This is a genomic window from Bdellovibrio sp. CKG001, from assembly GCF_055397465.1.
Genome location: NZ_AP029173.1, coordinates 19903 through 42327 on the forward strand (window position 1 = coordinate 19903; position 22425 = coordinate 42327).

25 protein-coding genes are annotated in these 22425 nt (G+C 48.4%); 17 read left to right on the plus strand and 8 right to left on the minus strand.

The window, feature by feature from the left end; translation table 11 throughout:
- Nucleotides 1-2 precede the first annotated feature (2 nt).
- Nucleotides 3-776 (minus strand): electron transfer flavoprotein subunit beta/FixA family protein, encoded by a 774-nt coding sequence (locus ACZ50P_RS00100; RefSeq protein WP_464119182.1) that lies wholly within the window; start codon nt 774-776, stop codon nt 3-5.
- 181 nt (nt 777-957) lie between these two features.
- On the opposite strand from ACZ50P_RS00100, the gene ACZ50P_RS00105 reads away from it, so the two are divergent.
- The 5 genes from ACZ50P_RS00105 to ACZ50P_RS00125 all read left to right on the plus strand — a co-directional run bounded on the left by ACZ50P_RS00105 (nt 958) and on the right by ACZ50P_RS00125 (nt 6781).
- Nucleotides 958-1617, plus strand: a complete 660-nt coding sequence (locus ACZ50P_RS00105) for a succinate dehydrogenase cytochrome b subunit (RefSeq protein WP_464132627.1) — start codon at nt 958-960, stop codon at nt 1615-1617.
- Between the two features lie 12 nt (nt 1618-1629).
- Complete coding sequence (locus tag ACZ50P_RS00110; protein ID WP_464132628.1) at nt 1630-3546, plus strand: fumarate reductase/succinate dehydrogenase flavoprotein subunit; 1917 nt, start codon at nt 1630-1632, stop codon at nt 3544-3546.
- A gap of 10 nt (nt 3547-3556) precedes the next feature.
- Complete coding sequence (locus tag ACZ50P_RS00115) at nt 3557-4345, plus strand: succinate dehydrogenase/fumarate reductase iron-sulfur subunit (protein ID WP_464119184.1); 789 nt, start codon at nt 3557-3559, stop codon at nt 4343-4345.
- A gap of 332 nt (nt 4346-4677) precedes the next feature.
- The gene (locus tag ACZ50P_RS00120; protein ID WP_464119186.1) at nt 4678-4926 is read left to right on the plus strand and encodes a hypothetical protein; all 249 of its coding nucleotides are present in this window, start codon (nt 4678-4680) and stop codon (nt 4924-4926) included.
- Nucleotides 4927-5137: 211 nt separating this feature from the next.
- The gene (locus ACZ50P_RS00125) at nt 5138-6781 is read left to right on the plus strand and encodes a S8 family serine peptidase (RefSeq protein WP_464132631.1); all 1644 of its coding nucleotides are present in this window, start codon (nt 5138-5140) and stop codon (nt 6779-6781) included.
- 100 nt (nt 6782-6881) lie between these two features.
- On the opposite strand, the gene ACZ50P_RS00130 is transcribed toward ACZ50P_RS00125, so the two are convergent.
- Together ACZ50P_RS00130 and ACZ50P_RS00135 are read right to left on the minus strand one after the other, a co-directional pair.
- A complete protein-coding gene (locus tag ACZ50P_RS00130; RefSeq protein ID WP_464119189.1) occupies nt 6882-7760 on the minus strand; it encodes an alpha/beta fold hydrolase in 879 nt (292 codons plus the stop codon).
- A 12-nt stretch (nt 7761-7772) separates the two neighbouring features.
- Nucleotides 7773-8462 carry an FHA domain-containing protein gene (locus ACZ50P_RS00135; RefSeq protein WP_464132632.1) on the minus strand — a complete coding sequence of 230 codons (690 nt, stop codon included), beginning with the start codon at nt 8460-8462 and terminating at the stop codon, nt 7773-7775.
- A gap of 148 nt (nt 8463-8610) precedes the next feature.
- Here ACZ50P_RS00135 and rpsF point away from each other — a divergent pair, with 148 nt between their 5' ends.
- The 4 genes from rpsF (at nt 8611) to ACZ50P_RS00155 (ending at nt 11492) form a co-directional block, all read left to right on the plus strand.
- Entirely contained in the window at nt 8611-9069 is a 459-nt protein-coding gene (gene rpsF, locus ACZ50P_RS00140) for a 30S ribosomal protein S6 (protein ID WP_464119192.1), read from the plus strand.
- Between the two features lie 20 nt (nt 9070-9089).
- Nucleotides 9090-9980: a DUF2232 domain-containing protein gene (locus ACZ50P_RS00145; RefSeq protein ID WP_464119193.1), complete on the plus strand. Its 891-nt coding sequence runs from the start codon at nt 9090-9092 to the stop codon at nt 9978-9980.
- Between the two features lie 14 nt (nt 9981-9994).
- On the plus strand, nt 9995-10438 hold the full coding sequence (gene rplI / locus ACZ50P_RS00150) for a 50S ribosomal protein L9 (RefSeq protein WP_464119194.1): 444 nt from the start codon (nt 9995-9997) through the stop codon (nt 10436-10438).
- A gap of 169 nt (nt 10439-10607) precedes the next feature.
- A complete protein-coding gene (locus ACZ50P_RS00155; RefSeq protein ID WP_464119195.1) occupies nt 10608-11492 on the plus strand; it encodes a S1 family peptidase in 885 nt (294 codons plus the stop codon).
- 55 nt (nt 11493-11547) lie between these two features.
- On the opposite strand, the gene ACZ50P_RS00160 is transcribed toward ACZ50P_RS00155, so the two are convergent.
- From ACZ50P_RS00160 to ACZ50P_RS00180, 5 genes are all read right to left on the minus strand, one after another.
- Entirely contained in the window at nt 11548-11751 is a 204-nt protein-coding gene (locus tag ACZ50P_RS00160) for a hypothetical protein (protein ID WP_464119197.1), read from the minus strand.
- A gap of 125 nt (nt 11752-11876) precedes the next feature.
- Nucleotides 11877-12803: an SDR family oxidoreductase gene (locus tag ACZ50P_RS00165; protein ID WP_464119198.1), complete on the minus strand. Its 927-nt coding sequence runs from the start codon at nt 12801-12803 to the stop codon at nt 11877-11879.
- Nucleotides 12804-12817: 14 nt separating this feature from the next.
- The gene (dnaB, locus tag ACZ50P_RS00170) at nt 12818-14230 is read right to left on the minus strand and encodes a replicative DNA helicase (RefSeq protein ID WP_464119200.1); all 1413 of its coding nucleotides are present in this window, start codon (nt 14228-14230) and stop codon (nt 12818-12820) included.
- Between the two features lie 104 nt (nt 14231-14334).
- Nucleotides 14335-14634 (minus strand): helix-turn-helix domain-containing protein, encoded by a 300-nt coding sequence (locus ACZ50P_RS00175; protein ID WP_011162662.1) that lies wholly within the window; start codon nt 14632-14634, stop codon nt 14335-14337.
- Nucleotides 14635-14668: 34 nt separating this feature from the next.
- Complete coding sequence (locus tag ACZ50P_RS00180) at nt 14669-15307, minus strand: radical SAM protein (RefSeq protein ID WP_464119201.1); 639 nt, start codon at nt 15305-15307, stop codon at nt 14669-14671.
- 92 nt (nt 15308-15399) lie between these two features.
- Here ACZ50P_RS00180 and ACZ50P_RS00185 point away from each other — a divergent pair, with 92 nt between their 5' ends.
- The 8 genes from ACZ50P_RS00185 to ACZ50P_RS00220 all read left to right on the plus strand — a co-directional run bounded on the left by ACZ50P_RS00185 (nt 15400) and on the right by ACZ50P_RS00220 (nt 22418).
- Complete coding sequence (locus ACZ50P_RS00185) at nt 15400-17805, plus strand: DNA translocase FtsK (protein ID WP_464119202.1); 2406 nt, start codon at nt 15400-15402, stop codon at nt 17803-17805.
- Between the two features lie 73 nt (nt 17806-17878).
- Nucleotides 17879-18451, plus strand: a complete 573-nt coding sequence (locus ACZ50P_RS00190; protein ID WP_464132635.1) for a hypothetical protein — start codon at nt 17879-17881, stop codon at nt 18449-18451.
- Nucleotides 18452-18455: 4 nt separating this feature from the next.
- Nucleotides 18456-19322, plus strand: coding sequence for a tetratricopeptide repeat protein (locus ACZ50P_RS00195; protein ID WP_464132637.1), 867 nt, complete (start codon nt 18456-18458; stop codon nt 19320-19322).
- A complete protein-coding gene (locus tag ACZ50P_RS00200) occupies nt 19306-19497 on the plus strand; it encodes a hypothetical protein (RefSeq protein WP_464119206.1) in 192 nt (63 codons plus the stop codon). The genes ACZ50P_RS00195 and ACZ50P_RS00200 overlap by 17 nt, the downstream gene beginning before the upstream one ends.
- Complete coding sequence (dapF, locus tag ACZ50P_RS00205) at nt 19494-20351, plus strand: diaminopimelate epimerase (RefSeq protein WP_464119207.1); 858 nt, start codon at nt 19494-19496, stop codon at nt 20349-20351. Before ACZ50P_RS00200 ends, dapF begins: the two co-directional genes overlap by 4 nt.
- On the plus strand, nt 20348-21229 hold the full coding sequence (gene dapA, locus ACZ50P_RS00210; protein ID WP_464119208.1) for a 4-hydroxy-tetrahydrodipicolinate synthase: 882 nt from the start codon (nt 20348-20350) through the stop codon (nt 21227-21229). Before dapF ends, dapA begins: the two co-directional genes overlap by 4 nt.
- The gene (locus ACZ50P_RS00215) at nt 21226-21912 is read left to right on the plus strand and encodes a 4-hydroxy-tetrahydrodipicolinate reductase (RefSeq protein WP_464119209.1); all 687 of its coding nucleotides are present in this window, start codon (nt 21226-21228) and stop codon (nt 21910-21912) included. The genes dapA and ACZ50P_RS00215 overlap by 4 nt, the downstream gene beginning before the upstream one ends.
- Entirely contained in the window at nt 21909-22418 is a 510-nt protein-coding gene (locus tag ACZ50P_RS00220; RefSeq protein ID WP_464119210.1) for a hypothetical protein, read from the plus strand. The genes ACZ50P_RS00215 and ACZ50P_RS00220 overlap by 4 nt, the downstream gene beginning before the upstream one ends.
- The last annotated feature ends 7 nt before the right edge of the window (nt 22419-22425 follow it).

A 22425-nucleotide genomic window follows, 5' to 3' on the forward strand; every position in this document is an offset into this window, starting at 1 on the left:
CCTTACAGAACCTTCGCTTCGTCGCGAAGAAGTTTAACCAGTTCGGATGCCTGTGCAGAAGCATCACCAGAGATCATTTTCACAGCCGGTTTTTCCGGTGGAAGAGCAAAACCTGTGTATTTAACTTTGATGTCAGAAGCCGGGATGTTCAAAGAAGCGAATTCGATTTCTTTGATCACTTTCTTTTTGGCTTTCATGATGCCTGGAAGACTTGCGTAACGAGGCATATTCAAGCCTTTGTTCGCAGCCACAACCGCTGGAGTCATCATTTGCACCACTTCTTTGGCGCCGCCTTCAATGTCACGCTCAACAAGAACGTTTTCGCCATTGAAATTGAATTTCGATACCACTGTAGTGTGAGGAACATTCAGGAATTCAGCAAGCATTTGGCTGACAGAAGAGGCGTTGTCGTCAATCGCAAGTTTACCGGAGAAGATGACTTTCGCGCCGCCTTCGGCCTTGATCACCTCAGCCAAAGCTTTTGCGGTAGAGAAGTTGTCCAGACCCTCGCCGTTGACCACGATGGCTTCATCAGCACCCATAGCCAAAGCTGTGCGCAAAGATTCAACAACACGAGCCTTTGGTCCAACACTCAGAACCCATACTTGGGACCCTGGGTTTGCGTCGCGAAGTTTGTTGGCCTCCTCAACTGCATACTCGTCATATGGGTTCATAACCCATTTAATACCCGCCGTGTCGATTCCGGTTTGGTCGGGAGAGATCTTAATCTTTGTTTCGGTGTCAGGCACCTGCTTGATACACACAAAAATCTTCATATTTTACCCCGTTTTTAAGAGGGCTTTGTTCTATCGCAAGTCCAGGAAAGGCAAAACTAAATTGTATATTTAACGTGTCGCGAAACATGACGGGGGACATGGACAAAAAGCAACCCGCGGGAGTAAGGTAAGTGGAAACTTATTGAGAAAATACACACCAAAAAACAAGGGGTTCTACACCATGTCTGGATTTCTCGGTTCTACCGTCGGGAAAAAGTACCTAATGGGAATCACCGGTTTAATTTGGGCGGGATTTGTTCTCGCACACATGGCCGGTAATCTTTTAATCTTCGTAAGCCATGATGCCTACAATGCTTACGGACACGCGTTAACAAGCGGTAACATCATTTACGTCGCAGAAGCTGTTCTGGTTCTGGCGTTGATAGTTCACGTTTTCTGCGCCCTCAGCCTTACGAAGCACAATCGTGAAGCCAAAGAGCAGCGTTACGCAGTTGCAGCCAGCGGCCAAAAGAAGGTTTCATTGGCTTCCAGAACCATGGCGGTTCAGGGAAGTCTGATTCTTGTCTTCATCATTCTTCACCTGATCACCTTCAAATACGGTACTCATTACGAAACGACAGTAAACGGCGTCGTGATGCGTGACCTGGCGAAGCTGATGGTCGAAGTCTTCCAAAGCCCGGGCTACATCGCATGGTATGTCGTGTGTTTGATCCTTTTGGGCTTCCACCTCAGTCACGGTGTGGGTTCCACGTTCCAGTCTTTGGGTCTGATGGAAGGCACTTACCGCAATACATGGAAAAAACTGAGCTACGCCTACGCGGTGGTCGTTGCTTTGGGTTTCATTTCTCAACCCGTATTTATTTTCCTGAACGGCAACTAAGGGGACGAATCAATGGCTAACAAATTAGACAGCAAAATTCCAAGCGGCCCAATTGAATCCAAATGGACTAAAACCAAATTTGACTACAAGTTGGTGAACCCTGCGAACAAAAGAAAGCACTCCATCATCGTCGTGGGCACCGGTCTTGCCGGCGCTTCCGCGGCAGCTTCTTTGGGAGAACTGGGTTACAAAGTTAAAGCCTTCTGCGTGCATGAATCCCCTCGCCGTGCCCACTCTGTGGCGGCTCAGGGTGGTATCAATGCTGCAAAAAACTATCAAAACGATGGTGACTCCACTTACCGTCTTTTCTACGACACCGTAAAAGGTGGTGACTTCCGGGCTCGCGAAGCCAACGTTTATCGTCTGGCAGAAGTGTCAGCGAACATCATCGATCAGATGGTGGCTCAAGGGGTTCCATTTGCGCGTGAATACGGCGGAACTTTGGCAAACCGTTCCTTCGGTGGTGCGCAGGTTTCCCGTACTTTCTATGCCCGCGGTCAGACCGGTCAGCAGCTTTTGTTGGGTGCTTACTCTGAAATGATGAGACAGGTGGATGCAGGAAACGTCGAGCTTCGCAGCCGTCGTGAAATGCTGGATCTTGTTGTGATCGACGGAAAAGCCCGCGGCATCATCGTGCGCAACCTGTTAACAGGTGAAATTGAATCTCACGAAGCCGATGCGGTGGTGATCGCGTCCGGTGGTTATTCAAACGTGTTCTTCCTTTCCACGAACGCGATGAATTGCGCGGTGACAGCAGCTTGGAAGGCGCACAAGCGTGGTGCTTACTTCGCAAACCCTTGTTACACACAGATCCATCCAACGTGCATTCCGGTTCACGGTGAAAACCAATCCAAGCTGACGTTGATGTCTGAATCTTTGCGTAATGACGGACGTGTTTGGGTTCCTAAGGCTGTCGGTGACAAACGTCATCCGAACCAGATTCCAGAAAATGAACGCGATTACTACTTGGAGCGCGTGTACCCGTCTTTCGGTAACCTGGCTCCTCGTGACGTGGCTTCTCGTCAAGCGAAGTATCGTTGTGATGAAGGCCGTGGCGTGAATGAATCTGGCAAGGCTGTTTATTTGGATTTCGCTGATGCGATCAAGCGTTTGGGCGAAGAAAAAATCTCTGAGCGTTACGGTAACCTGTTTGAAATGTATGAAAAAATCACAGGTCAGAATCCGTACAAGCAACCGATGATGATCTATCCGGCTCCTCACTACACCATGGGTGGATTGTGGGTGGACTACAATCTGGAATCCACAATTCCAGGTCTGTTTGTTGCTGGTGAAGCAAACTTCTCTGACCACGGGGCCAATCGTCTGGGGGCTTCTGCATTGATGCAGGGTCTGGCGGATGGTTACTTCGTTCTTCCGTACACTTTGGGTAATTACCTGGGCGGCACGAAGCTAGAGAAAGTTTCCACGACGAATGAAGCCTTCAAAGCGGCTGAACACGGCGTGAAAGAAGAAATCAACAAGATGATGAACATCAAGGGTTCTCGCACGGTTGACAGCTTCCATAAAGAGCTGGGTCATGTGATGTGGGAATACTGCGGTATGGGTCGTAATGAAGCGGGCTTGAAAAAAGCGCTTCAAGAAATCCCAAAAATCCGCGAAGAGTTCTGGAATAACGTGCGTATCCCAGGTGAGGCAAATTACCTGAATACAGAGCTTGAAAAAGCCGGTCGCGTGGCGGACTTCCTGGAGCTGGGTGAGTTGATGTGTCGTGATGCCCTGGAAAGACAAGAATCCTGCGGTGGTCACTTCCGTGAAGAATACCAGGTGGATGGTGAAGCTAAACGTGACGATACGAATTTCTGTCACGTGGCTGCGTGGGAATACACTGGCAAAATCGAGACTTCTGTTCGCCACAAAGAAGAACTGAAGTTTGAAAACGTACATCTAGCAACTCGTAGCTATAAATAAGAGGCGTAGCATGTCTGGAAAAAATATTAATCTGACCTTGAAAGTTTGGAGACAAAAAGGCCCTAAAGACCAAGGGGGCTTTGCAGAGTATCAGGCAAAGAATGTTTCTGAAGACGCTTCTTTCCTGGAAATGCTGGATGCAGTAAATGAAGAGCTGGTCGCAAAGGGTGATGAGCCTATCGCCTTTGACCATGACTGCCGTGAAGGCATCTGCGGGACTTGCGGCTTTGTGATCGACGGCGAAGCTCACGGCCCGATGAAATCCACAACCGTGTGCCAGTTGCACATGAGAAACTTCGCTGATGGCGCAACCCTGACGATTGAACCATTCCGCGCGAAAGCTTTCCCGATGATCAAGGATTTGATGGTGGACAGATCCGCTTTGGATCGTATCATCTCCGCTGGTGGTTATATCACTGCGAACACGGGTAATGCTGTGGACGCCAACGCGATTCTGGTTCCGAAGGCGGATGCTGATGAAGCAATGTCTTCAGCAACTTGTATCGGTTGCGGCGCGTGTGTGGCAGCTTGTAAGAATGCTTCTGCTGCTTTGTTCACTTCTGCCAAGATCTCCCATATGGCGTTGTTGCCACAGGGTCAGGTGGAAAGAAAAGAGCGCGCCATCCGCATGGTGGGCGCGATGGATGCAGAAGGCTTCGGCTCATGTACAACAACGGGTGCTTGTGAAGCGGCCTGCCCGAAAGAGATTCAGCTGACGAACATCTCGCGCATGAACCGCGAATTCTTCGTAGCCAACGTCACCAAACGTGAAAAACACAAAGACGGCGGCGCCGGCTAAAAAAAGAAAAGGGAGTCCACGGACTCCCTTTTTTATTTCCGTCCTCAAAAGGTGCCTGGTTGTTTTTTCTGGCTAAGCCGCATCAAATCCTTCCCTAAAGCAAGCGTCACCCAAATTTTTAGTTCTGAAATAGTCCTTTAATATTGAATGCTTAATTACGGATTTAGAGCACTTTGTTGCGCTGTAGCCAGAAAAAACAACCAGGCAACTTTAACCTTTAAATTCTGCGGCATGGGTCTTTCTCATTGAGAGACATCTTTGATCTTTTCTTCTTCGACATTCTTCTAAAGCTCGTTCAACAAACTTCCGAAACTAGACCAAGGATTGGGCTTATGAAGAAGATCAATGAACTAATGGCAGAACTGGGTTTCAAAAACGATGCACCTGACAGCGTGAAAGAAGCCTTTATCAAACACCTTATTAAGGCTTCCGCGGGCGTCAATGTCGTGACACCTTCAGAGCGCAAAGAGATCGCAGCGAATCCGCAAAGAATCGTACAATTCAAAGCTCCTCAACAAATGAGTTTTGATTTTATTGATGAAAATCCCACACCTAAGACCGGTAAAAAAGCCGTTTCTTAGTCCAGCTAACAAGTGCAAAGTCCGGCTTCTCCTAGACCATGGTCGTGGGATAAGCTGGACTTTCAGCCAAAAATTCAGAAATTCTTAACCACAATAAAAAATAGATAACCAGCCCCTACCCTCATTGGTACCATTTTGGAACTAGGGACGTCTGGGGAAAATTTTTCCCCTCTCTGTCGATAGAAAATCACCCATTGAAGGAGGGGATCACATGAAAAGGCTTATGGAAAGAGCCTCCAAAGCGCTGGCACTTGGCTTGTTGCTTACTGGATTAAACGCATTTGCGGCTGCACCTGAGGCAGTACCTGGTGAATTCATCGTAAAATTCAAAGACGACGCAGTCGCGACATCTTCTTTGAATATCTTGAGCCAAGAATTAGGTTCTTACGTGAAGGACACCATCCCTGGTCAAAATATCGTGGTGATCAAACGTCCCGTGTTTGAGATTCAATCCAATGTTGTAAAGTCATTGGCACAAAATCCAAACATCGACATCATCGAGCCAAACTATATCTACAGAATCAACAGAACTCCAAACGATCCGATGCTGGGTCAACTTTGGGGCATGATCAATAACGGTCAACCGGATTCTCAAAAGCGTGAAGGTATTGCCGGCGTGGATATCGGAGCCGCTCAAGCCTGGGATATCACAACAGGTTCTAAAGACGTTATCGTGGCGGTGATCGACACGGGTGTGAACTACAACCACCCAGATCTTAAAGGTAACATGTGGACAAACGATGCAGAGTTGAATGGTCAGCCCGGCGTTGACGATGATGGCAACGGAATCATCGACGACATCTACGGCGCGAACTTCGTGACAGCTGCTAAACCAACAGGCAACCCTCTGGATGACCACGGTCACGGTTCTCACTGTTCTGGTACGATCGGTGCTACTGGCGACGATGGTAAAGGTATCGTGGGTGTGGCTTGGAATGTGCGCATCATGGGTGTGAAGTTCCTTTCTGCAAGCGGTTCGGGTTCTTTGGACGGAGCTTTGAAGGCGATTGATTACGCGACTTCCAAAGGTGCAAAGATTCTTTCCAACTCCTGGGGTGGCGGTGGCTACTCTGAAACACTGAAGCAGGCGATCGAAAGATCCAATGCAGCTGGGGCTTTGTTCGTGGCAGCTGCGGGCAACGAATCCAACAACAATGATTCCAACCCGACTTACCCTGCAACTTACGATGTGCCAAACGTGCTTTCTGTTGCGGCTATCGACAATCGTGGTCAGATTGCTTCCTTCTCTAACTACGGTAAGACAAAGGTTCACGTGGGTGCGCCTGGTGTGAATATCGTTTCTTCGATCACTGGAACTGGTTATGACTCTTGGTCTGGTACTTCCATGGCGACACCTCACGTGTCTGGTATGGCAGTTCTTCTGGCTTCCGCTGAGCCCAACCTGACTGGTATTGAAATGAAGGAAAGAATTGTTTCCACATCCAAGCCAATTGCAGGTCTGCGTGGTAAAGCAAGAGGTGGTTTGGCAAATGCCTACGCCATGCTGACAAACACTCTTCCACAGCCGGATCCAAACGATCCAGTGAACTGGCAGACGGTGGATGTGGCTCACTCCACTCCTCACCCTTATGCTGGCAAGGCGAATCTGACGTATGAGGTTTCTGTTCCGGGTGCAAAACAGATCTCCATCTTCTTCTCGAAGTTCGACACGGAGAGAGATTATGACAACGTGAAGTTCTACGATGCCGCGGGCAAACTTTACGGCACTATGAGCGGTAAGAACGATGAAACGTTCTCTCCAGTGATCGATGGTGACTACGTGAAAATCGTGTTCACTTCCGACGACTCTGTTAACAAATACGGATTTGACATCACAAAAGCTGCTTGGAGATAAAGGCTAGCTCCGTGATCTATCAAAAGAGGAAGGCCACTCTCAGGAGTGGCCTTTTTCATATTCTATTTTTATCCGAAATCAAAATCAGGAATGCCAAGATCTATTTGACGGAGCTTTCGATAAGAAACTTTTCCATCTTCAGATTGGTATAGTCGGGGAAATCCAGCTGTGTGCAGTGAGATCCGTAAGGAACAAGCACGAACTCGGAGTGTTTGATTTTTTCTTTGAAGTGATACTGGAATCGAATGGGTGTGACCATGTCCTTTTCACCCGAAATAATCAGTACCGGCACCTCGATGGTTTCCAGCACACTTTCGCCGTCGTATTTCATCAGCTCTTCAAACAGTCGCAGAAACACTTCCAGATTCATGCGCGCGACACCGCGGGCATAGACTTCGATGTCTTTAAAGTGTGTCACTTTTAAATTGAATCCACCAGCCAAGGCCGCAAGGTACATCGACATTGGATTATCCACCGCCAATTTCCACAGAGTATTCCACAGGTCCGGCTGATGTTCGTACTGGGATTTCACAAAATAAAAGAATGGCTCAATCACGTCCAAACCAAACATGCCCTTAATCGGATTTTTGGCAAATCCATTGATGAAGATCATCGACATGAACAGATCCGGTTGGCGTGAATATAGATCCAAAAGCAACGGTGCGCCGAAGCTGTGCCCGGCAAAATGAGCTTTCTTGATGTTCAGATGCTTTAGCAGGCCGATCATGTCTTTGGAAAGGGCTTCCACGGTCAGTTGACTGGCGTCGGCTACGGGACAACTTTTCTGGTGGCCACGCAGATCAAAGCTGATGACTTTATATTTTTTTGAAAAGTATTCTATTTGATGATGCCAGTGATTCAAAAGGCAGGCGATGCCATACACCAGCACCAGTGGCTCTCCTTCTCCACGAACTTCGTAGTAGATGGGTGTGCCATCGAAGCTTTCAAAGCTGCCGGTGGTTTTCGGTGTGGTCTCCATGATGCCTTTCCTCTAGACGTAGCTGACCTTAATAAGGGTATTTCCTACTGAAATCAAATCCCCGTCTTTGAGCATTTCGGCATCTATTGTCTTCTGGTTAAGGGTCACCCGCCCCTTGGCTTGGATTTTAATTTCGACCATGCCTGGACCGGGGTGCAGTTCGAAGGCCTCTTGCGGGGCCTCGTCATCCAGAAGCTCAATATCCAAAGAGTCCGCCCCCGCCGATCGGGGTCCGTACCCTAAAATAATTTCCTCATCAGTTTGAATGCCCTGAATGAACTGAAGCCGCAAAGCCGGACTGAAGCTTTGCAGATTGGCAGGCGTTGAATTTTCCGGCGCAGGGATGTCCCCAAGACGGTCCCGCAAAATGCTGCGCCAAGTTATGAGGCGGGAGAAGTCCAATGCGAGTTCTTCTTCGACGGTCACGACTTTGAACTGGGTTCTGCCCAGCTCAAAGATAACCCCCGGTAATAACGCCACTTTTTTCACACGCCGGCCGTTAATGTGAATCCCGTTAGAGGAATCCAGATCCTGCAGAACGTACTGCCCCTTCCCGTCCAGGGCAAACTGGGCGTGGGTGCTAGAGACTTTACCGTCTTTAATGATGATGTCGGCTTTCGATCGACCGAGGGTCAAACCCTCTTCCACCTTAAAGCGGGAGCCTTCGTTGGGGCCGTCCATTATCTCAATAAAAGTGACCATTTACACATTCTAGGACTGGTTTCTTGGGGATTCAATTGCCTAATCCTTGTGCTTGGGCCAAAGCCGTGCTAAACCCGTTAAACATTTAAAAAAGTCATCCTTGCTCCCGCTTACAGAAGTGGGGGCTATAAACCGAAAGGATAGTTCAATGGAAACTACTACAACGAAAAAACCTTACGAGGTTGTCGTTATCATGCATCCAGATGCAACTCTGGAAGATCAAAAAGATCTATTCAAGAAGAACAAAGCGACAATCGAATCTTACAAAGGTTCTGTTAACTCTTTGGAAACTTGGGGCAAAAGAACTTTGGCAACTCCAATTGGCAAGTTGAAAAAGGCAATCTACTTCCACTCTACATTCGAAGCTGACACACAAGCTATCGCTGAGTTGGAACGTACAATGCGCATCAACGATAAAGTTCTTCGCTTCATGCACACTCGCTTGGATGATCGCGTTTCTTTGGCAAAATTCATGGAAGGCTTCAAAAAAGGTCTTGCTGAATCTGCTGCTCGTGAAAAAGAACGTGAAGCAAAAGCTGCTGCTCGTAAAGCTGCTTTCGCAGCTGCAAAAGCAGAGCGTTCTGAGCGTTTCGATAAAGGCGAATAATTAAAGTAAAGGCGTAAGCCATGAAGAAGACGGCGACCCCCCAAAAGTTCATCACAATTTCATCACTCTCGATTTTGTTGTCGATGCTCACAGGGATTATGGGCGCCCCCCTTCTCCGTGTCTTGCGCAAAGCCTACGGTCCTATCGCCTTTTGGATTTTAGGGATCGTAGTCACAGGAGCTGCGTGGCTCCTGAACGCTCAACCTCTGGCTCTGTTCTTAGGCTCCGTTTGGATGACTTTAGGTGCCTACATGGAATTAGAACAAAGAGGACTTGGGTGGTGGATTTCGGGACTCTTGAGTGTTGCTGTGGGATCTGTGGCTGCGGGCCTGGGGATCATGGGAGCTTTCAAAAGAAACGGGATCAACACGTATGCTGAAGTTCAGAAGCTGGTGGAACAGTTCTCCCAAAAGGTTCAGGAAATGAATCCGGCGGTGAAGTTGGATCCGGGTGTTTTGATCCAGCAGGTGCCCTCAGCCGTGGTTATCATGTTAGTGTTAGCCCTGGGTTTGGGACTTATTTTTGAGAGAAGGGTTTTTTCGTGGCTCAATTTGCCCCGCGAGAAAATTGCCTCTCAGCTCAAGTTGTTGGAATATCGTTTGCCCGATTATTTTATTTGGGTGGCGATGACAGCCTTCCTTCTAACAATGGTGAGTTTTGGCGGTAAGGCCACTGCTATCCTCGCAGTTAATATACTGAACGTTTCAATCGTTCTTTATTTCTTTCAGGGGCTGGCGGTGTTGGAGGTATTTCTAAACTCGATGCGAGCAGGATTGTTCATGCGAGTTTTGACGTACATAATCTTGGTCGGTCAGTTATTGCCGATTCTGGCAGTGGTTGGCTTGGTCGATTACTGGGTTGATTTCAGGGCGCGTCTTCGCAAGATGAAGACTCCGACTGAAAACAGCTAAAAAATGGAGATCACATGAAAGTTATTCTTCAAAAAGATGTTAAAGATGTAGGTCGTGTTGGTGAGTTGGTGAACGTTTCTGAAGGTTTCGCAAGAAACTTCCTGTTCCCACGCAAATTGGCTGCGGAAGCTACTGAAAAACGCGTAAAAGAGTACGAACACTTGAAACGCGTTGCTGAAGCTAAGAAGAAAAAAGCTCAAGCTGAAAGACAAGAGCTTCTTAACAAGATCAACGGCACAACTATCACATTCAAGTTGGCTGCTGGTGAAACTGATAAGCTTTTCGGCACTGTAACTACTACAGACATTTCCAAAGAACTTCAAAAAATGGGTCACTCCGTAGATCGTCGTGACATCCATCTTGAAGAGCCAATCAAAGTTTTGGGTCAACACAAAGCTGTGGTTCGCTACTCTGAAGGTATGGAAGCAAAGATCCAGATCGCTGTTGAGCGCGCGTAAGCCGATTTATAGCATCTGAAGCGAAAGTTTCTTTAAAAGGGACCCCAACGGGTCCCTTTTACTTTTTTGCCATAAGACTTTCTTATGGGTTTGATTTGAAAAATTGTATTGCACCGGTGCCATTTTGGGTGTTTAAAGGCCTCACCTTTTAGGGGAAGGTGGGGGGCATATGAAACTTATCAATGTTACAAAATCTTTGGTTCTTACGGGTGTGGCGGCGGCCTTGGCGGCTTGTTCCCCAGCAACTCAAAACTCTGTTCAGTCCGGCACACAAAGCACAGGTATTATCGGTGGTCAGCCGGTGGATACCAAAGACAGCATTGCAAAGACGACTGTGGCGATCATCGCTTCTGTAAAGACAGCGGACGATCAAGAAGGTCAGTTCATCTGTACAGGCTCCCTTCTTAAACACAATATGGTTCTGACTGCAGGCCACTGTGTTCCTCAGGTGGGTGAAGAATACAAAGAAGTGTCTTTGTATGTGATCTTCAATACAGACATCAATAAAATGCAAAGAACTGACATCCGCCTGGTGGTGGATTCTGAAGTTCATGAAGACTACGGTAAAATCGGTCAGGATGGCGAAGACGCCAGTGACGTTGCGGTTCTAAGATTCGCAGGCGGCATGGCGCCGGGCTATCAGATTGCAAAGTTCTTGTCTGACGAATCCCTTCTTGTTCCGGGCACAAAGGTGACATTGGCAGGTTACGGATTGATTGAAACCGATGGTGTGAATACAAAATCTGACGATCGTCTTCGCAAGGTGGATGTCGAGATCGCTGACAGCTTCGGTAAAACTGAAATGCTGTTGGATCAAACTCAAGGTAAAGGCGCTTGCCATGGTGACTCTGGTGGCCCAGCATTCCTTGAAGTGAATGGTGTTCAATACGTTTGGGGCATCACAAGCCGTGGAGCTGGTAAGGACGGCAAAGATGACTGTTCACTTGTAGCGGTTTACACGAAGGTAAAATCTCAAGCGACATTCATCAACAAAGCGATCAAAACTTTGAGCAAAAGAGAGCAACAACAACAGCGCCTGGCTCAACAACAATAATCTTCATCTGAAGAGATTTAGAAAATAGAAAAGGGTCCCGATGAGGACCCTTTTTTTATGCGCTCTCGGCGCTGTTTTCGACCTGCATTTCCAAAAACACAGTTTGCAGGTAGTCTGCCATCACTTCCCGCAGTTCCTCGAGCGTGAGGCTTTCGGGGTTCTTGCCATGCTTTTCCAGCAGGTTGTTAAATTCTCTTTCGACAGGGTCCTGGGGCAGTCCTGTTGCCGCAACCACTGCCTTCGCCAGTTTATTTCCCATGATCAGCCTCCATGCTTTTCAAAGGTCTCTGTAGTGAAGACGAATCCAGTCCATCAAGAGGTTAACGCGAACTCAACCCCAAAGGCGCAATCAAGTCCAAGGTCCAGTTTGGACTTACAAAACCCCTAGCTGCGCCGATGGGAATGTTCCTTGGCCCAATTCCGTGCGCCCGGCAGGCACCAGTACAGGAACGGCAAAAGCACCCGTCGCGGCAGCAAGCGGCGAATATAGTAAAACACTGTGGCATCCAGAGTGGCCGGAAGCCACAGTGGCGGATTTTCAGTTTTCATGGCCTTCAGGATCTGCTTGGCCACCTTTTCTGGCGTTGTGAGCGACATGTTCATCATACGCTCCACAAAGGGGGTCATGTTCTTGTAGAAATCGCAGTACGGCCCGCTCCAGTTCCGAGTCGGATCTGATTGCGGCGTGTGATAGACGTTCTTGTGCGAAGGGCTGTGGATAAAGCCCGGTTGAACCAGACAGATTCTGACGCCAAAGGGGCGCATCTCATACCACAAAGCCTCGCTGGCGCCTTCCAGGGCGAACTTAGAGGCTGAATATGAAGACATCGTCGGCATGGCCAGCATCCCGCTGACCGAGGAGATATTGATGATCTTGCCCCGACCCGTTTCACGCATATGTGGCAGACACAGACGAATCAACCCCATGGGACCGAAATAGTTGGTGGCCATCTGAAGTTCTTCATCTTGTTCCGTCATGTGCTCAACCACGGCGCGATAGGAAATGCCGGCGTTGTTAATTAAAATATCCACGCCACCCCAGGTGCGACTGATATCGTGGATCAGATGCTGGCGGCTTTTTTCGTCAGTCACATCCAGAGCCCGGATCAGGAAACGATCGTCTTCGCGAAACTCATTGCGAACTTTTTCCAGGCTTTTTTCGCGAGCGGTGGCGACCACACGATATTCTGTGCGTTCATGCAGAAGTTTGGCGACAGCCATGCCGATACCCGAGCTGCATCCCGTGATCAGAACGACAGGCTTATAGTGTTGAGGTTTCTTACGTTGGAAAAAATAAATAAGGGGCCTCATAGGGCCCCATTATCTTAGACGGTTGATCCAGGTGCAAAGTTTTTAGGTCTGCCGCCCGGCATTGGTGGGGGCGCCTGCGGTGGAGGCAGTGGACTCACTGGGCCTTCCGGGTCTGCATCGCGGAATCTATTGTACTGGGCATCGAAGCGCATTTTCACAGGGCCTGTGGCACCGTTACGCTGCTTACCCACGATCACTTCGGCGTGACCTTGTTTGTCTGGATTTTCTTTGTCGTAGTAGTCATCACGATAAAGCATCATGATAACGTCGGCATCCTGCTCGATAGATCCGGACTCACGCAGGTCAGAAAGCATTGGTTTCTTCTCTGTACGTCCCTCAACCCCACGGTTCAGCTGGGCCAGAGCGATCACTGGAATCTGAAGTTCCTTGGCGATGGCTTTCAAAGATTTGGAAATCTCGGCAACCTCTTGCTCACGTGATTGCATCTTTTGTTTCATGCTCATCAACTGCAAGTAGTCGATCATGATCAGATCAAGGCCGTGTTCGGCTTTCAAACGACGTGCACGGGAACGGATCTCAAACGGAGAAACACCCGGCGTATCATCAATGAAGATAGATGCTTCAGAAAGCGCACTGGCCGCGTTGATCAGCTTCGGCCATGCCGAATCCTGAATACGACCGTTACGGATTTCACTCATGCTGACTTTGGATTCCGCAGACAGCATACGCATCATCATGGACTCTTTACCCATCTCCAAAGAGAAGTAAGCCACAGTCTTTTTCAGACGAAGGGCCACGTGCTGAGCAATGTTCAGAGAGAAGGCTGTCTTACCCATGGACGGACGAGCGGCAATGATCGTCATCTCGCCCGGGTGTAGACCGGCGGTCATTTCATCCAGCTTCTTGAAGCCTGTGGCAAGGCCGGTGATCTCGGCTTTGTTCTTGTAAAGTTCTTCAATCTTTTGAATGGAAGCCTTGACGATTTCCATAGAGCCCACAAGACCTGTTTTGGTTTTGTTTTCGCCCACTTTAAAGATTTCAGATTCTGCCTGATCTACGAAAGATTCCACGTCCACGAAATCTTGTTCGTAGGCTTTTTCGATCAAAGAGGAATTAATTGCAATCAAGCGACGCAAAGTGGCCTTGTCTTTAACGATCTTGGCATGCGTGCCGATATTGGCAGAAGAAATGGTTTTATCCAAAAGGCTGATCAGATATTCAGGGCCGCCGGCAATATCCATGTGTCCCTGTGACTGCAAAACGTTCGTCACAGTGATGATATCAATAGGCTGGCCTTTGGCGTGCAACTCTTTAATGGCTTCGTAGATCTTTTGATGGCCTGGCTTATAAAAGTCATCAGCCATCAGAACGTCACCGACCTGATCGAGTGCTTCACGATCAAGCATCAAACCGCCCAGAATGGACTGTTCGGCGTCAATATTTTGTGGTGGTATTCGCGTACTCATTGAACCCCTCTAGAGTGGCGAAAATTAATAGAACTCAAAGTTTGCGGGCCTCGTGCGTGGTGGTGGTTCTCGGTTGGCCCGCTGATGCAAGACTTGAACGAATCTTAGTTCATTTTCTTTACACGAATCTTGTAGTTGTCAATTTTCTTCTTAAGAGTGTTGCGATTGATGCCCAGCATTTGCGCGGTTTTCACCTGGTTGCCATTATAGGCGCGCAAAGCAAGCTCAAGAAGTGGCTTTTCTACTTGTTCCAGAACTACATTGTACAAACCATTCAACTCAACTTGTGCTTCTTTTTGTTGAGCAAACAAAACTTCAAGTTTGCTTTTAACTAACTTCTCCAAGCTTACAGATTGAAGGTTGGCGACAAAAAGATTATCGGAACTGTTTAGGTTCGGCGTCATGGAACTCCCAAAATTTCAGATGAATCGTTAAGGACTATACTCCGCGTGTTTCGGGATTCCAAATATACTTATGCAGCTGTAATTGCAACCTTGCTGATGAATTTTTCTGCAAAATTTTTTCTGCCAACCAGCGTTCAGAGACTTGGCCGTATGATGGGCTGTATAAAACCACAAATTTTTCAAATAAATTATGTTGACGGCAGAATTCCTCAGACCATTCGAAATCTTTTTCTGAACAAATCACGAACTTGTATTCCGTGCTGGGAGTGGAAAAGCCGATGTTCTCCATCACAAATGAATTTGCTGCACCACTATCTGGAGTTTTCACATCCAAAATAATTTTCACACGCGCATCAACTTCAGCAATGCTTTTTGATCCACTTGTTTCCAAAGAAACTTTGTAACCGCGATCACAAAGAATTCTCATCAATGTGTGCACTTCTTTTTGCAACAAAGGTTCTCCACCCGTGATGCAGACGTTCGGGGCTTTGTGGGAATCGATTTCCGCCAGAATATTTTCCAGCGTTTGCATCTCGCCTTCATAATAGGAATATTTGGTGTCGCAATAGGTGCAGCGCAGATTGCAGGCGGTCAGGCGCACAAAGACTGTTGGACAGCCGACATAGGTGGTTTCACCCTGAATACTATAGAAAATCTCATTTATTTTAAGCATTTGACTGGCTCTTTGTCCTGCACCCCGGGGCTTAAGTCAAGGAAGGCCCTAGGGTGCATGACTAACTGCTGGGAATTTCGTAAATTTTTTAAATGAACCAATTCCTTAAAAAGTTTCGACAGGACGTCATTGCAATAGGCTTTTTGGGTTTAGGGCTGTTCTTTGCTCTTTCCCTGATTAGCTACAACCCACTAGACCCCTCCCTAAATTCCATAGGGCAAGGGCTAAAAGCTGTAAATTATTGCGGAATTGTGGGCAGTTTCCTTGCCGATATGTTGTATCAGGGCATGGGCCTGGCAGCCTGGGTGGTCGTGGCCTGTTTTGTCAAAATTGCCTATGCTGCTTTCAAAGGTGAGTCCCTGAACCTTAAAAACATTCGTTTTGTCTGGGCCTTTCTGCTGATAGTGAATGTGGCCGCTCTATTCTCGTTGTATTTGCCGAACACCAAGATTTTCCAGGGGCAAATCTATTTAGGCGGCTTATTGGGTCTGGGCGTTTCTCAGGCTTTGATGGGGGCCTTTAACTCTGTGGGTGTGCAGGTCATCCTGTGGTCACTGATGGCCGTGTTGGTGGTCTTCTATTCTGAAAAAACACTGCAAGAGCTTGCCGAAGTTCCACAGGGACTTCTGGCCTCCATGAAGAAAAAGAAAGTCATGGATAAGGTGGCGGCATTCTTCTCTGGAATGTTTGTGCAGGAAGGTAAAAAAGGAAAATCTAAAAAATCTGATGCCAAAGAAACCAAAGCCAAGAGCATTTTCCCTCTTTCCGACAAGAAGTTCGTAGAAAAAGACGCCGAGGAAGAAGAAGAGGACGAAGAGCTGGAAGAACTTCTGGCCGCCGCCGAAGAAGAAGACGAAGAAGAATCTGACGAAGAGGATTCCGAGGAGTCTGACGAAGAAGAGGAAGAAGAGGTTCCTGCGGTTCGTCTGGCACAGAAGCGCAAAGTTGTGATGAAGGCCAAGCCGCCTCGTCGTATTGAAAACTGGGATATGCCGAAACTGGCGCTGCTGGAAGACCCTCCAGCGTCCCGTATCAAGATTGACAAGGCCGAGATTCAGCGCAAAGCCGACTCTTTGGTCGAGAAGCTGAAAAACTTCTCGATCGAAGGAACCATTCAGGATGCCAAGCCGGGTCCTTTGGTGACCATGTATGAATTTAAGCCCAATGCCGATGTGAAAATTTCGAAGATTTCGGAGCTGGAAGATGACCTGTCTTTGGCCCTATCTTCAGAATCTGTGCGTGTGGTGGGTCACATTCCGGGCACGGATGTGGTTGGTATCGAAACCGCGAACCTGAAGCGTGAAACCGTTTATTACAAAGACCTGATTGCCGAGGATCAGTTCTGGAGCGAAGACCTGGCGCTGCCGATGGCCGTGGGCCGTGCGGTGGATGGAGAGCCGAAGGTGGTTGATCTAAGAAAGATGCCGCATTTGCTGATTGCCGGTACAACGGGGTCGGGTAAGTCGGTGTTTGTGGGTTCTATCATCACGGGCCTTTTGTTCCGTCACTCCCCTAAAACACTTCGTTTGGTTTTGATTGACCCGAAGATGGTCGACCTGGCGCCGTTCTCCACTGTTCCGCATCTGGTGCTACCACACGTGACCGAGCCGAAGAAGGCGGCAACAGCACTGAAGTGGGCTGTGCGTGAAATGGAAAAGCGTTATAAGTCTTTGTCCAAATTCGGTGTTGGTAAAATTGAAGCGTTCAACGAAAAAACCGGCAACCTTTCCAAGGCTGAAGTTGAAGAGCATGAAAAGATCAACCTGGAGCTGGAAGAAGGTAAAGCGAAGCTGGATCAGTACTACTATCAGCCACTTCCTTATATCGTGATCGTGGTAGACGAGTTGGCAGACTTGATGATCGTGGAAAAACAAAACATCGAAGAGCCGATCCAGCGTTTGACACAAAAAGCGCGCGCCTGCGGTATCCACTTGATTCTGGCGACCCAGTCTCCGCGTAAAGACGTCGTGACGGGTTTGATTAAAACAAACATCCCGGGCCGCGTGGCCCTGAAGGTGGCTTCTAAGATGGACTCGCGAATCATCATTGATGACTCGGGTGCGGAACGCTTGCTTCCGAATGGGGATATGTTGTTCCAGGCACCAGGTGTTGGTAAGCCGACCCGTCACCACGGTCCTTATTTGTCAGATGGTGAAATTGGCAATGTTGTAAAACACTGGGCATCTCAAGCAGAACCTGAATACGATCCTCTGGCCATGAAAGCGCTGGATGGATTTGCTGGGGGTGATGGCGGTGAAGCTGGCGGCGGCGACGGTGGTGGCTTTGGTGAAGAAGAGTACGATGAGAGATACGATGAAATTCTGTCGTGGGCTTCTGAGCAGAAAGAAATCTCTGCGTCTTTAATTCAGCGCAAATTCAGACTCGGATATCCGCGAGCAGCACGCATGATTGAGATCTTCGAAAAAGAAGGTGTCGTCGGCCCTGCGAATGGCAGCAAGCCGCGTCAAGTTCTGGTGAGTAGTTACAGAGAACAGTAAATAGAGTCTTGACTGCACTACCCTTGGTCGTGGTCTCATTAGGGGACCATATAACCATTCAAGGAGGAATTTTATGTTCAAGGCTCTTATTGCGGCCCTAGGTTTGGCGTTCTCTGTTAATGCAGTTGCAGCACCATCTGTAACGGACGTTCTGGTTCAGGCACAAATGCCTGGTATTCTGGAGCAAGCTCAGACAACCGGTTTGGACTGGAAAGTTGGCGACAGAGCTGACTACAGCGTGGACATGGGTTTCATCAAAGGTTCCATGATCATGTCTGTAAAATCCATCGGAGCTGATGGCATCTGGTTGAATCAGGATGTGGATCTTGGTTTTGCTGGTAAGCAAAAAATGGAAATGTTGATCGATCCAAACACTGGCGAAACTAAAAAGTTGTTGGTGAACGGTAAAGAACAACAAGTACCTAAACAAGACGTAGAAGTAATTGAAGTTAAAGAAGATCGTATCACTGTTCCAGCAGGTACTTTCGATTGCATCCACGCTCGTTTGAAAAACAAAGAAGACAACTCTGAGATCAATGCTTGGATCAACCCACAGCAAATCCCAATGTCCGGTCTTTTGAAACAAGTGGCTCCAAGCCAGTTCGGTAACGTGACTGTTGCTTTGAAGTCTTTCCAAAAGAAATAGTTCAATGAAGTTGAAGTTCTTAAGAGCCGCTGTCTTAGCGGCTCTTACTCTTTCCAGCCCTTTCGTTTTTGCTCAGGCCAAAGCTCCCAAGTCTGAGACCTATAAAGACATTATTGAAAAAGCCTATAACTTGAGTCTGCAGCGCGATCGCCAACAGGCGCTCAATATTCTGTCCAGCGCGATTCAACGAGAAACCCGTCCTCAGGCTGTCAGTGAACTGAAAAAGACAGTGAATGAGGTTTCCAACATCTTCTTCAGTGACAAGGCTCAGCAACTTTTTGAGACCGGCGTGTCCTTGCGTAAGTCCGAGATCAATCAAGCTCTGGACAAGGTGGCTGAGGCCGCTCGTATCGAGCCTGATAACTTCCCGATCGTGAACGAACTTTCACGTCTGATGATCGCAAAAGGAGACTGCAAAGGTGGTCTTGAGACTGTCAGAAAGCAGCTTTTGGTGGTCCCTTTTGATGAAGAGCTGAAATTGACCCAGGCTCAGGCATTGGCCTGCCAGTCGAAATGGGTTGAATATCAGAAAGTTATCGACTCAGTGGCAGTTAAAAAGAGTTCCCAGCAGAAATTCTGGTATGCCCTGGAAGTGCAGAAGTATCTGGAGCTCAACAGCCCTGTCAAAGCTCAGGAGTCCTTGGCTCTTTTAAAGAAGGCTGATGATAAATATCCTGAGTCTTTCTATTGGATCTGGAAGGTCAGTCAGATGCAGAAGAGCCCTAATACTGAGGAAGCTCAGAAATACGTGATGACCTGCAAAAACATTTCAGCGAACCAGTATAGACAGTATATGATAGACCCCATGCTTTGTCGCCGTATCACCGAGGTGGAAGGCGATTTGAAGGGGATCCATGGAACATCTGAATAAAACGATCATTTTGGCAGCTCTTTCACTAGCGATGTTCGGTTGCGGAGTGAAAGGACGCCCTCTTCCTCCGCTGAATCCGGCGCCTTTGGGGCGCGGTGAGCCGACTTTCAAAGATTCCACATCCCCAACTCCCGTTAAAAAGAAGTCCAAGGATTCAGAGGCTGGACAGCCATGAGTGCCTTTTTGCCAATCACGATCACGAAGATGTCTGGCGCGGGTAACACCTTCGCTTTGGTGGATGCTCGCGATGGTTCGATCTGGAAGGACATTGAAAGCCATCTGAAGATGACCCGGGCTCAATTTGCGAAGCTGGTCTGTGACCGGGTTCTGGGCGTGGGAACGGACGGCTTTCTTTTGATTGAATCAGGATCTGAGGGATTTGATTACAACTGGGACTTCTTCAACAATGACGGATCAACCGCAGAAATGTGCGGCAATGCTGCACGCTGTGCGGCCCGTTTTTGTTATGAAAACCTGGGCGGCAGTCCCACGGGGGCCTTACGCTTTAAAACCGGTGCGGGTCTGGTGACAGCCCATGTTCTTGGGGACACTCGTGTCCGCGTTCGTATGCCTGAGGCACGATTCATTCAGGAGCAGATTGAACTAAAAACCAAATCCAGTTCGACGGAGACGTTTGCTTTGGTGAACACCGGCGTCCCTCATCTGGTTCAGAAGATCCACGCTTTCTCTGACACCGTTGCGCTGAAGGATATGGCGCGTGAAGCACGTTCGCATCATGACTTGCAGCCTGCGGGGGCCAATGTCACTTTTTATGCCGAAGAATCTGTTGCGAAAATTCGTGCCGTGACTTTCGAGCGTGGCGTTGAGGATTACACTCTGGCCTGCGGGACCGGCGCGGTGGCCGCTGCCTTTGTGTATTCGCAACAAACCAAAGAATCCCGCGTTGAAGTGCAGATGCCTGGTGGAGTGATGTTTGTCAGCTTCATCGCGGGCGACCCCCATCCACTGATGGAGGGCGATGCCGTGTTTATTGGTGATTTTAAATATAATCTTGAGGTGGTGGGATGAAAAATTTCAAAGGAACTTTCACGGCGCTGATTACGCCATTTAAAAATGGCAAAATAGACTTTGCGTCGTTGGATAAGCTGGTGAAGCACCAATTGCAAAACGGCATTGACGGTTTCGTCGTCAATGGGACTACGGCGGAAAGTCCGACGCTGACAGGACAGGAAAAAGCAGAGCTGTTGCAGCACCTGCGTTCAGTCTGTGGAAACAACGTTCCTTTGATTATGGGAACGGGTTCGAACAGCACGGCGCAAACGATTGAAGATTCACGCAAAGCGGAAGAACTGGGGGCTGATGCAATCCTGGTTGTTGTTCCGTACTACAACAAACCTCCGCAGCGGGGTTTGTATGAACACTTTAAGGCGGTGGCCAGTTCAGTCAAGATTCCGACGATCTTATACAATGTCCCGGGAAGAACGATCACTTCTTTATCCGCAGAAACCACTCGTGATCTATCCAAGGTCGCGGGAGTTATCGGCATCAAGGATGCCACGGGAAAAATCGATGTTGCCAAAGAGCTGATTGCTGCCTGCGGGAAGGACTTTGTGATGCTTTCCGGTGATGATGGAACCTACGTGGAGTTCCTGGGTGTCGGTGGTCATGGTGTGATCTCGGTTGCAACGCACGTGATCCCTGCCCAAATGGTGCAGTGGAAGAAGTGGGTATCTGAGGGCGCTATCGAAAAAGCTCGCGCGGATATTGCGAAGTACAATGACCTGATCAATCTTCTGTTTGTGGAAGCAAATCCCATCCCGGTTAAAAAAGCTGTTCAGCTTTTGGGTCTGATTGAATCTGCAGAGCTTCGATTGCCGCTGGTTGAGCTGGCGCCGGAACACACCGAGGCCTTGCGTGCAGAAATGAAAAAAGTGGGTCTTCTGTGAAAAAAATCAAAATCGGACTGTTCGGGTCCGCCGGCAGAATGGGCAAGGAAATATCCGCTGTTATCGAGGCAAATCCTCGGTGCGATCTGGTCTATGCCCCCTTGCGGGGTGAAAAGTGGGATGAAAAGAAAGCTTCGACTGTGGATGTGTGGATTGATTTTTCGTCTCCAGAGGCCTTGAAGGATGTCTTAAAAAAAGCGGCCGAGCACAGAACCCCTGTTGTCTGCGGCACGACGGGTTTTTCAAAAAAAGAAAAGGATCTTCTGCAAAAGTACAGCGCGAAGATCCCTGTTCTGTGGTCTTCAAATATGAGCCTGGGTGTGGCGGTACTGAACGAGGCTTTAAAGTCTCTGTCGGCTATTTCACATTTTGACTTTCAAATTGAAGAAATTCACCACAATCGCAAGAAAGACCGTCCTTCAGGAACGGCGATCACTCTTCAGGAGAATCTGGAAAAAGCGGTTGGCAAAAAACTGCCAGACGCTTTGGCCATTCGTGGGGGTGGTGTGTTCGGGGTTCATAAGATTTTCGCGATGAGTGACGAAGAGGTTTTGACCTTCGAACACACGGCTTTAAATCGCACGGTGTTCGCCAAAGGAGCCGTCCAGGCGGCGGAATGGCTGGTAAAACAGAAGCCAGGCCTTTATCAGATCCGCGATGTTCTTTTCGGGAAGAAGAAATGAATTCCAAGCGGCATATCGCGCTGATTTATCTGACTTTGGATCTTGTCGGCGGGGTCGAAAAAGCCAAAAGACTATTGGAGAAGCTTTCAGAGTGTGGGGAGATCGTCGCCATCTCCTCTGTTTACAAGCGTTACCTTACCGACGAACGTCAGGATCTGAGCGCACGCATGGAATTTGTTGTGCGATTTGAGACATCTCTATCAGTGGATCAGTGCCTGCATCTGGTTTTATCCCAGTGTGAACAGGGTGCCCCGGGTTTACTTCAGCGCAGCCATGCGGAACTGACGCTGCTGACTTTTGATGACATGATTGTGATGTCTCCCCGCCTGACTCTGCCATACCCGCAGATGCATCAGGATCCGCTGATTATCCGCTGTGCCGCCGAGGCCTGGGGGGCTTATGAGCATCCCATCTATCAAAAAAGCCTCAGTGAGATTGCCAAGACGGCACAACCAGCGAAGCAGGCAGAGTTTTATATTCAGGGTAAAAGCCTGGTTGATTTTTAAAATCAGC